This is a genomic window from Nocardioides phosphati, assembly GCF_014646375.1.
Taxonomy (GTDB): Bacteria; Actinomycetota; Actinomycetes; order Propionibacteriales; family Nocardioidaceae; genus Nocardioides; species Nocardioides phosphati.
Genome location: NZ_BMNI01000001.1, coordinates 229,335 through 241,063, shown reverse-complemented (window position 1 = coordinate 241,063; position 11,729 = coordinate 229,335). Strand labels below are relative to the sequence as shown.

The following is an 11,729-nucleotide window of genomic DNA, read 5'->3' as shown; positions in this document are numbered from 1 at the left end:
GATCCGGCCCGGGTCACTGACCCGACGACGCGGCCTGGATGGCGGCCGCCATGTCCTTGACGGCCTCCTTCGACGTCTTGCTGCCCTTCAGCGCGGCGTACGCGTTGTCCTGGATCGCCTTCGTGACCGCCTGGTAGTACGGCGTGATCGGGCGCGCCACGGCGTTCTCGATGGAGGTCAGCAGGGTCGGGAGGTAGGGGTACTTCTTGACCAGGGCCGGGTCCTTGTAGACCTCGGCGCGGATCGGGGCGAGCGAGCCCTTCTCCATGTACTCCTTCTGGATGTCGGCCGACTGGAGGAACTTCACGAAGTCGATGGCCGTGGCCTTGTTGTCGGAGTACGCGCTGATGGCGGTGTTGTGGCCACCGAGGGTGGAGGCACCCACGCCGTCGAGGCCCGGGAGCGGGGCGACGTCGAACTTGCCCTTGACCTTGGAGCTGGCCTCGCTGGCCGCCAGGCCGTAGACGTAGGGCCAGTTGCGGAGGAAGAGGAGCTTGCCGGACTCGAAGGCCGAGCGGCCCTCCTCCTCGGTGTAGGTGATCGCGGACTTCGGGATGTCGCCGTTCTTGAAGCCGTCGACGAGGACCTGCAGGCCCGCGGCCGCCTCGGGGCTGTCGACGGTCGGCGTCTTGCCGTCCTTGTCGACGATGGAGCCGCCGGCGCCGTTGATCGCCTCGGAGGCGTTGACGGTGAGGCCCTCGTACTTGTTGAACTGGCCCGCGTAGCAGTCGATGTGCGCCTGCTTGGCGATCTTGCAGTCGTCGAAGAGCTCCTTCCACGTCGTGGGAGGCGTCTTCACCAGGTCCTTGCGGTAGTAGAGCATGCCGCCGTCGCTGGTGGTCGGCGCGGCGTACTGCGTGCCGTTGTACTGCGCGCCCTTCACGGCCGAGTCGAGGAGGCCGTCGGTGTCGATCGCCAGGTCACCGGTCAGCGGCTGGAGGTAGCCCTTCGCGGCGAACTCGGCCGTCCAGACGAGGTCGACGGAGACGACGTCGTAGTCGGCGTTCTTCGCGTCGAAGTTGCGGACCAGGTCGTCGTGCTGCTGGTCGGCCTCGTCGGTCTGCTCCTTGAGCGTGACCTTCTCGTCGGGGTGGAGCTTGTTCCACTGGGCGATGATCGCGTGGGTCGCGTTGTCGTTGACCTTGCCCTGCACGTAGGTGATCGGGCCGCGGTCCGTGAGGTGCTGCTTGAACGCGTCGTTGGAGGTGCCGCCCCCACCTCCGCCACCGCCGCAGGCGGCGAGGGGAACGGTGACGAGGCTGAGCGCGACGAGCGAGGTGGCGGTGCGGAGATGACGCATGATGACTTCCTTCTGTGCGACTTCGGGTGCGGAGGCGGAGCAGGGTCAGGAACGACGGAGCCAGACGGCGCTGTCGGCGGCCAGGAGCCCCGGCCGGGAACCGGGAGTGGAGGCGAGGAGGACCTCGCCCTCGGGCAGCACAACCGGGTCGGACCCGGTGTTGAGCCAGACCTCGACGGCACCGTGCCGGAAGGCAACGGTCGTCTCGGACGTGTGCACCCACGCGAAGCCGCTGGCTCCGACGAAGTGGGCCCGACGGAGGCGGAGCGCCCGGCGGTACAGGTTGAGCACGGAGTCCGGGTCGGACTCCTGGTCAGCGGCGTTGTACGTCGACCAGTCGGCCGGCTGGGGAAGCCAGGGCTCCCCCGGTGAACCGGCCGGGCTGAAGCCGGCAGCTGCGCCGTCACCACCCCACGGAAGAGGGACACGGCAGCCGTCACGACCCGGGTCACCATTGGTGTTCTGGAACCAGGTGGGGTCCTGACGGGCCTCGTCGGGCAGGTCCTCGACCTCGGGAAGGCCGAGCTCCTCGCCCTGGTAGAGGTACACCGTGCCGGGCAGGCCGAGGATGAACATGGCGGCCGCGCGGGCCCGGCTGCGGCCGAGCGCGACGTCCGCCGGCTCCGACGGCCAGCGCAGGCGGTCCCAGGTGGACTCGACCATGTGCTCCGGCTGGGAGCGGGCGTAGCGCGTCACGTGGCGCGGCACGTCGTGGTTGGAGAGCACCCAGGTGCTGGCACCACCCGTGGAGGCGGTCGCGGCGAGCGCGTCGTCGACGACCTCCTTCATGTAGTCGGCCCGGAAGGGCGCGCGCAGGAAGTCGAACTGGAACGCCGTGTGCAGCTCGTCGTGGCGGAGGTACGCCGCGAGCCGCTCGTTGGCGCGGACCCAGGCCTCGGCCACGAAGACGCGGTCGGGGGCGTAGGCGTTGGCGACGGCGCGCCAGCCGCGGTAGATCTCGTGGACGCCCTCGTTGTCCCACGCCGGGTGCGGCACGTTGTGCGGGACGGCGGGGTCGTGCTCGCCGGCGTCGGGGAGGCCCTCCTGCTTGACCAGGCCGTGGGCCACGTCGATGCGGAAGCCGTCGATGCCCCGGTCGAACCAGAAGCGGAGGACGTCCTCGAACTCCTGGCGCACCTCGGGGTTGTCCCAGTCGAGGTCCGGCTGGGCGGGGGCGAAGAGGTGGAGGTACCACTCCCCCGGGTTGCCGTCGGCGTCCGGCACGCGCGTCCAGGCCGGGCCGCCGAAGATGCTCCCCCAGTTGTTGGGCGGCAGCTCGCCGTGCTCGCCCTTGCCGGGCCGGAAGATGTAGCGGGCGCGGGCAGCCTCGTCACCGGCCAGCGCCGCCTGGAACCACGCGTGCTGGTCGGAGGTGTGGTTGGGAACGATGTCGAGGATCACCCGGATGCCGGCGGCGTGGGCCTCGGCGATCAGCAGGTCGGCCTCCTCGAGCGTGCCGTAGTCGGGCTCGATGTCGCGGTAGTCGGCGACGTCGTAGCCGGCATCGGCCTGCGGCGAGGGGTACCACGGGTTGATCCAGATCGCGTCGACGCCGAGCTCGGCGAGGTAGGGCAGGCGGGCGCGGAGACCGGCGATGTCGCCGATGCCGTCGCCCGAGCCATCGGCGAAGGAGCGGATGTAGACCTGGTAGACGACCGCGTCGGTCCACCAGGGGTGCCCGGACGAGTCAGGCGTGTCGGAGTCCGCAGAGGCCGGGAACGTGGTGAGCGTGTCGGCGACAGCGGTGTCGGGGTGCAGCAAGGGGATCGCCCTTCGGGGTGGGAAGACCGTGAGTGCGGTCACGTAAACGTTTGCGTTAACATCGTGGCGACAGTCACACCCGGCTGTCAACACCCTGCTCGGAACTGCGCCGCAACTGAGACCGCAGACGGCGGAAAGGGCCTACATTGAGCCGCGTGGTGAGTCGCAACGAGATCAACATGGCCGACGTGGCGCAGCGCGCCGGCGTCTCCGTCGCCACGGTCTCGCGCGCACTCCGGGGCCTGCCCGGCGTCGGCGAGGCGACCCGCGAGCGCATCCTCGAGATCGCCGAGGAGCTCGCCTACGTCATCTCCCCCGAGGCCTCGCGGCTCTCCGGCGGGCCGACGCGGCGCGTCGGTGTCGTCGTACCCGCGGCGGACATGTGGTTCTACGGCCAGATGCTGGCAGCCATCGAACGCCGGCTCCGCGCCGCCGACCTCGACGTCCTGATCTACCAGGTCAAGGACGTCGACGTGCGGCAGCGGTTCTTCCGGCAGCTGCCCACGCGTCGCAAGGTCGACGTGGTCATCCTGATCGCCCTCCCGCTCCCGCCCGAGGAGGCCAGCCGCCTGGACCACCTCGGCGTCGAGGTGGTCGTCGCCGGCGGCAGCGTGCGCGACTTCCCCCACGTCGAGGTCGACGACCGCGCCATCGCCCGCACCGCCGTCGCCCACCTGACCGGGCTCGGCCACGAGCGCATCGGCATGATCCGCGCGACCAGCTACGGCGACGTCCACTGGGACCCCGACCGCCTGCGCCTCGAGGGCTACCAGCTCGAGCTCGCGGCCGCCGACCTCCCCCAGCGCCCGGAGTACGTCGCCTCGGTGCCCTTCACGCCCGAAGGTGGCGCCGAGGGTGCCGACCAGCTGATGTCACTGCCGGATCCCCCGACCGCCCTCCTCTGCTTCTCTGACGAGATCGCCTTCGGGGCCCTCGAGGCGATCCGCCGCCGTGGCCTGCGCGTGCCCGAGGACGTCTCGGTGATCGGCATCGACGACCACCCCCTCGCCGCCACCCTCGGGCTCACCACGGTGCGCCAGGACGTCGCCGCCCAGGGCGAGATGGCGGCCGAGATGGCCCTGCTCCGCCTCGACCACCGCCGCGTCGAGGACGTCGTGATGTCGCACGAGCTCGTCGTACGCACCTCGACGGCTCCCCCGCCCGCGCGAGGAACGACGTGAGCGGTCGCATCGTCTACGGCTGCATGCAGCTCGGCCGCTGGGACCACCAGCCGGTCGGCCCCGAGGAGCACCGGCGGACCGAGGCCGCCGTCGCCGCCGCCCTCGAGGTCGGCATCGACACCTTCGACCACGCCGACATCTACGGCCACGGGTCAGCCGAGGCGGTCTTCGGCGAGCTGCTGCGTCGCTCCCCCGGGCTGCGGCCCCGGATCAAGGTGCAGTCCAAGTGCGGCATCCGGCTCGCCGACGGCGATCGCCCGGGCCTCTACGACCTCCGCCCGGCGACGATCCGCGAGCGGGTCCACCAGAGCCTCGAGCGACTCCAGACCGACTACCTCGACACTCTGCTGCTGCACCGGCCCGACCCGCTCGCCGACCCGGCCGAGGTGGCCGCGGCGCTCGACGGGCTCTACGAGGAGGGGCTCGTCCTCGCCGTCGGCGTCTCCAACATGAGTGCCGCCCAGATCGAGGCGCTGCAGCGCCACACCGAGCTGCCGATCACCGTCAACCAGCTGGAGATGAGCCTGCTCGCCCGCGCCTGGCTCGAGGGCGGCGTGCTGGTCAACACCTCGTCGTACGCCGAGGTCGGCTTCCCGCACGGCACGATCGAGCACTGCCGGGCCCACGGCATCGCCCTGCAGGCCTGGGGCTCCCTGGCCGGCGGCCGCTTCACCGGCCTGCCGCGCGAGCCCCAGGACGAGCTGGTGACCGCGCTCGTCGCCTCGCTGGCACAGGCCCACGGCACCACGCCGGAGACGATCCTGCTGGCCTGGCTGCAGCGGCACCCGGCGCAGGTCGTGCCGGTCATCGGCACCACCAGCCCCGACCGGATCCGCGCCTGCCGTGACGCCGCCGCCGGCTCGGTCACGCTGACCCACGACGAGTGGTACGAGCTCTGGACGACGGCCCGCGGCGGCCCGCTTCCCTGAGCGACCCGGGCAGCCCTCTCAGACCGTCGCCGCCGCGATGACCTGGGTCAGGCGCCGGTGCAGCTCCAGGAGCTCGTCGAGCGGCAGCCCGAGCCGCTCGACGATCGCCGGCGGGATCTTCAGCGCGTCGTCCCGCAGCGCCCGGCCGGCGTCGGTCAGCACGACGGCGAGCGCGCGGTCGTCGTGCGGGTCCTTCTCGCGACGCACGTAGCCGCTCGCCTCGAGCCGCTTGAGCAGCGGCGACAGCGTGCCCGGGTCGAGCTGCAGCAGGCGCGCGAGCTCGTTGACCCGGAGCGGCTCGTGCTCCCAGAGCGCGAGCATCACGAGGTACTGCGGATGGGTCAGGCCCAGGGGCTCCAGCAGCGGGCGGTAGACGCCGATGACGCTGCGCGAGGCGATCGCGAGGGCGAAGCAGACCTGCTGCTCGAGGGCGAGCGGGTTCTCGATGCCGTCGAGGCCCGGTGTGCTGCTGCTCATGTTGTGAGCCTACCAAATGTTGGGGTACAAATAGTTAGTACACCAACTACTTAGGAGTCACCATGGCCCGCACGGACGTCCTCGTCGACGGCGACTGGCTCGAGAAGAACCTCGGCACGCCCGGCGTGATCGTGATCGAGGTGGACGAGAACGTCGCCGCCCACGGCATCAGCCACATCCCCGGCTCGACCAGCCTCGACTGGGCGCACGACCTGCGCGCCGTCCCCCGGCGCGACGTCGTCGGCCAGGAGGGCTTCGAGGCCCTCCTCGGCCGCCACGGGGTCTCCGTCGACGACACCGTCGTGCTCTACGGCGGCGACAACAACTGGTTCGCCGCCTACGCCTACTGGGTCTTCAAGCTCTACGGCCACCGCGACGTCCGCCTCCTCGACGGCGGCCGCAAGAAGTGGGAGCTCGAGGGCCGCCCCGTCGACGCCCTCCCCGTCGAGCGCCCCGCCACGACGTACGCCGCGCAGCCGGCCGATCCGGATCTCCGCGCCTTCCGTGACGACGTGATCGCGGCGATCGGCACGCGGCAGATCGTCGACGTGCGCTCCCCCGCCGAGTTCTCCGGCGAGATCCTCGCGCCGGCACACTTCCCGCAGGAGCAGCCACAGGTGCCCGGCCACGTGCCCACGGCCGTCAACGTGCCGTGGTCGAAGGCCGCGGCCGACGACGGCACGTTCCGCAGCGACGACGAGCTGCGCGCGCTCTACGCCGACGCCGGACTCGACCTGTCGGGCGACGAGGTGACCGTCTACTGCCGCGTGGGCGAGCGGAGCGCCCACACGTGGTTCGTGCTGCGCGAGCTGCTCGGCTTCGACGACGTTCGCAACTACGACGGCTCCTGGGTCGAGTACGGCAGCCTCATCGGCGCGCCCGTCGAGGTCTGATCATGGACACCACGCAGCGCCGCCGGCGGCACCTGATGGACCCGGGCGCACCGGTCCGGAGCGTCGACGACGCCAGCCTGACGCGGGTCCAGCGCTGGGTGATGTCGTCGCTCGTCGTCGTCACCATCGCGCACTTCGCCGCCGGGCTGCTGCTGGCCGCGCTCGCCCTGCCGGTCGGCGCGACGGGCGGTCGCCTGGTGCTGGCGGCGATCGCCGCGATCCTGTGGCTGGCCGGTGTCGCGGGCGCCCGGGCGATCCACGGACTGTCCGTCGTCAGTCCCTGGCTGCTGGTCGGCCTGCTGCTCGGCGCCGCCGGCGTCGCCGTCGTCCTCGCCTGAACGCCGACGGCCGGCCACCCGCAACGGGTGGCCGGCCACCACGGGGATCGTGACGCACGTCGCCCGTCGACGCCTTGCGCGATATCTATGCATGCCTGCATATTTATGGGACCGACCCCTGATGGAGAGCTCCCATGACCCAGACCAGCAGCCCCGCCGCACCGACCGAGACCGGGGCGCTCAACCAGCCGTTCACCCTGCGCGACGGCATCGTGATCAAGAACCGCCTGGCCAAGGGCGCCCTGAGCGAGAGCCTCGCCCGCCGCGACCACACTCCCGGCACCCGGATCAAGACCCTCTACCGCCGCTGGTCCGGCAACGACCTCGGCCTCGTGATCACCGGCAACGTGATGGTCGACCGCCGCGCGATCGGCGAGCCGGGCAACGTCGTCGTCGAGGACGACCGGGCCTTCGACGACCTCGTCGAGTGGGCCCAGATCATCAAGGCCGACGGCGCGACCGCACTCGCGCAGATCAACCACCCCGGTCGTCAGGCACCGCGGACGCTCACGCCGCAGCCGGTGGCCCCGTCCGCCGTGGCCCTGCCCGGCATGGCGCGCATGTTCGCCGAGCCGCGCGAGCTGACGCACGAGGAGATCCTCGACATCATCCGGCGCTTCGCCCTGACGGCAGGGGTCCTGGTCCGGGCCGGGTTCGACGGCGTCCAGATCCACGGCGCCCACGGCTACCTCGTCAGCCAGTTCCTCTCGCCGCTGGCGAACCTCCGCACCGACGAGTGGGGCGGTACGCCGGAGAAGCGCCGCCGCTTCGTCCTCGAGATCGCGCGCGCCATCCGCGCCGAGATCGGCTCCGACGCCGTCCTCGCGATCAAGCTGAACTCGGCTGACTTCCAGCGCGGCGGCTTCAGCGAGGACGAGTCGCTCGAGGTCGTCCGGGCGCTGGCCGCGGAAGGCATCGACCTGCTGGAGATCTCCGGCGGCACGTACTCCTCCGCCGCGATGCTCGGCGTCGATCCGTCGCTGAAGGAGAGCACGCGCCGACGCGAGGCCTACTTCCTCGACTACGCCGAGCGGGTCCGGGCCGAGCTCCCCGACCTGCCGCTCATGCTCACCGGCGGCTTCCGCTCCGTCGAGTCGATGGAGGACGCCGTCGCCTCGGGTGCCGTCGACCTGGTCGGCCTCGGCCGCCCGCTCGCGGTCGAGCCCGACGTACCGGGCCGGCTGCTCGACGGCAGCGTCACGAAGAGCACCGTGACGCCCAAGCGCAGCGGCATCAAGCTGATCGACAACCTGACCGAGCTCACGGCGTACACCGTGCAGATGTGGCGCATGGCGGACGGTCGCGAGCCCGCGCCTCGCCGCCACCCCGCGATCAACGTCGCGCAGTACCTCGTGCGCAACGGGATCGACAGCGTGCGGGTCGGACGACGGGGGCTCTGAGCCCGATGGCACGCACGGCGAACCCCGAGAACCGCGACCGGATCGTCCGCACGACCCGCGACCTGATCCGGCGCAACGGCATCCAGGGGACGACGATGCTCGAGGTCGTCAAGGCGTCCGGCGGCTCCCGGGGCTCGCTCTACCACTACTTCCCGGGAGGCCGGGCGGAGATGGTCGAGGACGCCGTGCGGAGCGCGATCGACGAGTACACCGCCGGCATCGAGTACCTCGCCACCCTCCCTGCCGCCCAGGCGATCCCGCTGATGGTGGAGTTCTGGCGGGCCGAGGCCGAGGCCAGCGACTACGCCGCCGGCTGCCCGATCGCCGCGGCCGCACTGGGGGGCGCGAGCGACCCGGTTCCGTCGCGGCTCGCCGGCGAGGCCTTCGCCGGATGGATCGACGCCTTCGCCCGGATGCTCGTGAACGAGGGGATCCCCGCCGACCGCGCCCGGGCGCTCGGCACCCTCGCGATCGCCGCGGTCGAGGGCGCCGTGATCCTCGGCCTCGCGCAGAAGTCGAGCACCCCCATGGAGCTGGTCGCCGACCAGCTCGTCGCCCTCGTGGACGCCGCGCAATGACGAACGGCCGGCCACCCGCGAAGGGTGGCCGGCCGTCGGCGTACGGCTGGATCAGAAGTTGATCATGTGCCCCGCGATGCCGTGGATGGCCTCCTTGACGGCCTCCGCCAGCGTCGGGTGGGCGAAGACGTTGCGGCCCACCTCGTCGGCGGTGAGGTCCCACTGCTGCGCCAGCGTGAGGACCGGGAGCAGCTCGGTCACGTCGGGGCCGATCATCGCGGCGCCGAGGATCTCGTTGTGCTCGGCGTCGGCGATCACCTTGACGAAGCCGACACCCTCGCCGAGGCCCTGGGCCTTGCCGTTGGCGGCGAAGGGGAACGTCGAGGTCTTGACGTTGTAGCCCTTCTCCTTGGCCTGCGCCTCGGAGTAGCCGAAGGAGCCGATCTGCGGCTGGCAGTACGTCGCGCGCGGGATCATGTCGAAGTTGATCGCCATGGTCTCGGCGCCGGCGATGGTCTCGGCGGCGACGACGCCCATGGCCTCGGCGACGTGCGCGAGCATCATCTTGCCGGTGACGTCGCCGATGGCGTAGACGCCGTCGACGTTGGTGCGGCCGAAGTCGTCGATCGCGATCGCGCCGCGCTCGGTGGTCGCGACACCGGTCGCCTCGAGGCCGTAGCCGGCCAGGCGCGGGGCGAAGCCGAAGGCGGCCAGCATCTTGTCGGCCTTGAGCACCTGCTCCTCGCCGCCTGCGGCGGGGGCGATGGTGACCTCGACGCCGTCACCGGTGTCGACGGCCTTCTTGACCGCCGTGCTGGTCAGGATGTTGATGCCGAGCTTCTTGTAGTGCTTGAGGAGCTCCTTGGAGACGTCGGCGTCCTCGGTCGGCACGATGCGGTCGAGGTACTCGACAATCGTGACGTCGACACCGAAGTTCTTCATCACGTAGGCGAACTCGACGCCGATCGCGCCGGAGCCACCGATGATCATCGACTTCGGGAGGTCCGCGTCGAGGATCTGCTCCTCGTAGGTGACGATGTTCTGCCCGTTGGGCTCGACACCGGGCACGGAGCGGACCGTCGCACCGGTGGCGATGATCAGGTTGTCGCACGTGTAGTTGGTGGTGGCGCCGTCAGCGCCCTTCACCGAGATCGCCTTCGGACCGGTGAGGGTGCCCCAGCCGTCGATCTCGGTGATCTTGTTCTTCTTCATGAGGAAGTGGACGCCCTTGACGATGCCGGCGGACACCGCGCGCGAGCGGGCGTGCGTCGGGCCGTAGGACATCGTGGCGTCGCCCTCGATGCCGTACTTCGCCTTCTCGTGCGTCAGGGTGTGCGCGAGCTCGGCGTTCTTCAGCAGGGCCTTGGACGGGATGCAGCCGACGTTGAGGCACACACCGCCCCAGTACTTCTCTTCCACCACGGCAACGGTCTTGCCGAGCTGGGCGGCGCGGATGGCGGCGACGTAGCCACCGGGGCCGGCGCCGAGGACGAGGACATCGAAGTGGGTCACGGGCCCAGCCTAGTGAGGGGTCCCCGGATACCGGCAAGTAGGCGACTAGTCTCACCCCGTGACCCTGTACGCCGCCTACGGGACGAACCTCGATCCGCTCCGCATGGCCGAGCGGTGTCCCCACTCTCCCCTGCGCACGACGGGGTGGCTCCAGGGCTGGCGCCTCACCTTCGGCGGCGAGGAGCACGGCTGGGACGGCGCGCTCGCCACGATCGTCCAGGACCCCTTCGAGCAGGTCTTCGTCGCGCTCTACGACGTGACCCCCGAGGACGAGCGCTGCCTCGACGACTGGGAGTCGGCCGGCACCGGCCTGCACCGCAAGCTGAAGGTGCGGGTCAACACCCTGAACGGCGACGAGGTGGTGTGGGTCTACGTGCTCGACGCCCACGAGGGCGGGCTGCCCTCGGCCCACTACCTCGGCGTACTCGCGAATGCGGCGGAGGCAGCCGGCGCCCCCGACGACTACGTCGGTGCGCTGCGCCGCCGGGCCTGCCGCTCCACCGGCCTCTGACGACCCGGCCTCTAACGACTGGGTCACGGTGTGGTCACCGCGGCCGCCGACGGGCCCCGCGCTCACTAGGCTCGGAACGTGGATGACGCGCTGACGCTGGCCCAGGCCGCTGCCGACGAGATCGCGGCCCTGACGGGGGTCGACAAGCACGACGTGGCGCTCGTCCTCGGCTCGGGCTGGGGCCCCGCCGCGGAGGCGCTCGGCACGCCCCGCCTCGAGATCCCGACGACCGAGATCCCCGGCTTCCACGCCGCGGCGGTCGCGGGTCACGCGGGCTCGGTGGCGAGCGTCGAGGTCGGTGGGCGCAACATGCTCCTCTTCCGCGGTCGCACGCACCTCTACGAGGGCCATGGCGCCGACGCGGTCGCCCACCCCGTGCGGACCGCGGCCGCCGCCGGCTGCACGACCGTCGTCCTCACCAACGGCTGCGGCGGTCTCCGCCCCGAGTGGACGCCAGGCACGCCGGTGCTGATCAGCGACCACATCAACCTGACCGGGCAGTCGGCGCTCACGGGCGCGACGTTCGTCGACGTCACCGACCTCTACTCCCCACGCCTGCGCGCACTCTGCCGCGAGCTCGACCCGACGCTCGACGAGGGTGTCTACGTGCAGTTCGCCGGCCCCCAGTACGAAACACCCGCCGAGATCCGCATGGTCGCCGCGATCGGTGGCGACCTCGTCGGCATGAGCACCACCATCGAGGCCGTCGCCGCGCGTCACGCAGGCCTCGAGGTCCTCGGCCTCTCGCTCGTCACCAACCAGGCCGCGGGCATGTCCGGCGAGCCGCTCAACCACGACGAGGTGCTCGAGGCCGGTCGCACGGCCGCCACGCGCATGGGTGAGCTGCTGGCCCGGATCGTGCCGCGCCTCTGAGCGGGTGCACTACGGTCCGCAGGACACGTCCATCGC

The 11,729-nt window shown here is 71.2% G+C and carries 12 protein-coding genes; 8 read left to right on the top strand and 4 right to left on the bottom strand.

Annotation, left to right across the window (positions count from 1 at the left end; genetic code table 11):
* Positions 1 to 13: 13 nt before the first annotated feature.
* Positions 14 to 1,300, bottom strand: a complete 1,287-nt coding sequence (locus IEX47_RS01195) for an ABC transporter substrate-binding protein (protein ID WP_188782083.1) — start codon at positions 1,298 to 1,300, stop codon at positions 14 to 16.
* Between the two features lie 45 nt (positions 1,301 to 1,345).
* Positions 1,346 to 3,061 carry a glycoside hydrolase family 13 protein gene (locus tag IEX47_RS01190; RefSeq protein WP_229662525.1) on the bottom strand — a complete coding sequence of 572 codons (1,716 nt, stop codon included), beginning with the start codon at positions 3,059 to 3,061 and terminating at the stop codon, positions 1,346 to 1,348.
* Between the two features lie 155 nt (positions 3,062 to 3,216).
* Here IEX47_RS01190 and IEX47_RS01185 point away from each other — a divergent pair, with 155 nt between their 5' ends.
* Positions 3,217 to 4,242, top strand: a complete 1,026-nt coding sequence (locus IEX47_RS01185; RefSeq protein ID WP_188782081.1) for a LacI family DNA-binding transcriptional regulator — start codon at positions 3,217 to 3,219, stop codon at positions 4,240 to 4,242.
* On the top strand, positions 4,239 to 5,171 hold the full coding sequence (locus IEX47_RS01180) for an aldo/keto reductase (RefSeq protein ID WP_229662524.1): 933 nt from the start codon (positions 4,239 to 4,241) through the stop codon (positions 5,169 to 5,171). The genes IEX47_RS01185 and IEX47_RS01180 overlap by 4 nt, the downstream gene beginning before the upstream one ends.
* 18 nt (positions 5,172 to 5,189) lie before the next feature.
* On the opposite strand, the gene IEX47_RS01175 is transcribed toward IEX47_RS01180, so the two are convergent.
* On the bottom strand, positions 5,190 to 5,648 hold the full coding sequence (locus tag IEX47_RS01175) for a MarR family winged helix-turn-helix transcriptional regulator (protein WP_188782079.1): 459 nt from the start codon (positions 5,646 to 5,648) through the stop codon (positions 5,190 to 5,192).
* A gap of 62 nt (positions 5,649 to 5,710) precedes the next feature.
* Between IEX47_RS01175 and IEX47_RS01170 the strand changes: the two genes are divergently transcribed.
* From IEX47_RS01170 to IEX47_RS01155, 4 genes are all read left to right on the top strand, one after another.
* Positions 5,711 to 6,541 (top strand): sulfurtransferase, encoded by an 831-nt coding sequence (locus IEX47_RS01170; RefSeq protein WP_188782077.1) that lies wholly within the window; start codon positions 5,711 to 5,713, stop codon positions 6,539 to 6,541.
* A 2-nt stretch (positions 6,542 to 6,543) separates the two neighbouring features.
* Positions 6,544 to 6,879: a hypothetical protein gene (locus tag IEX47_RS01165; RefSeq protein ID WP_188782076.1), complete on the top strand. Its 336-nt coding sequence runs from the start codon at positions 6,544 to 6,546 to the stop codon at positions 6,877 to 6,879.
* A gap of 134 nt (positions 6,880 to 7,013) precedes the next feature.
* Positions 7,014 to 8,279: an NADH:flavin oxidoreductase/NADH oxidase family protein gene (locus IEX47_RS01160; RefSeq protein ID WP_188782074.1), complete on the top strand. Its 1,266-nt coding sequence runs from the start codon at positions 7,014 to 7,016 to the stop codon at positions 8,277 to 8,279.
* A gap of 5 nt (positions 8,280 to 8,284) precedes the next feature.
* On the top strand, positions 8,285 to 8,857 hold the full coding sequence (locus tag IEX47_RS01155) for a TetR/AcrR family transcriptional regulator (RefSeq protein WP_188782072.1): 573 nt from the start codon (positions 8,285 to 8,287) through the stop codon (positions 8,855 to 8,857).
* Between the two features lie 51 nt (positions 8,858 to 8,908).
* Here IEX47_RS01155 and lpdA read toward each other — a convergent pair whose 3' ends face one another.
* A complete protein-coding gene (lpdA, locus tag IEX47_RS01150; RefSeq protein WP_188782070.1) occupies positions 8,909 to 10,309 on the bottom strand; it encodes a dihydrolipoyl dehydrogenase in 1,401 nt (466 codons plus the stop codon).
* Between the two features lie 58 nt (positions 10,310 to 10,367).
* On the opposite strand from lpdA, the gene IEX47_RS01145 reads away from it, so the two are divergent.
* Positions 10,368 to 10,820: a gamma-glutamylcyclotransferase gene (locus IEX47_RS01145; RefSeq protein WP_188782068.1), complete on the top strand. Its 453-nt coding sequence runs from the start codon at positions 10,368 to 10,370 to the stop codon at positions 10,818 to 10,820.
* 78 nt (positions 10,821 to 10,898) lie between these two features.
* On the top strand, positions 10,899 to 11,693 hold the full coding sequence (locus IEX47_RS01140; protein ID WP_188782066.1) for a purine-nucleoside phosphorylase: 795 nt from the start codon (positions 10,899 to 10,901) through the stop codon (positions 11,691 to 11,693).
* Positions 11,694 to 11,729: the final 36 nt, after the last annotated feature.

Bases quoted from the DNA above. Each gene is read 5' to 3' on its own strand.
- IEX47_RS01165 (WP_188782076.1), top strand. From the start codon at position 6,544: ATGGACACCACGCAGCGCCGCCGGCGGCACCTGATGGACCCGGGCGCA.
- IEX47_RS01160 (WP_188782074.1), top strand. From the start codon at position 7,014: ATGACCCAGACCAGCAGCCCCGCCGCACCGACCGAGACCGGGGCGCTC.
- IEX47_RS01155 (WP_188782072.1), top strand. From the start codon at position 8,285: ATGGCACGCACGGCGAACCCCGAGAACCGCGACCGGATCGTCCGCACG.
- IEX47_RS01195 (WP_188782083.1), bottom strand. From the start codon at position 1,300: ATGCGTCATCTCCGCACCGCCACCTCGCTCGTCGCGCTCAGCCTCGTC.
- IEX47_RS01170 (WP_188782077.1), top strand. From the start codon at position 5,711: ATGGCCCGCACGGACGTCCTCGTCGACGGCGACTGGCTCGAGAAGAAC.
- IEX47_RS01175 (WP_188782079.1), bottom strand. From the start codon at position 5,648: ATGAGCAGCAGCACACCGGGCCTCGACGGCATCGAGAACCCGCTCGCC.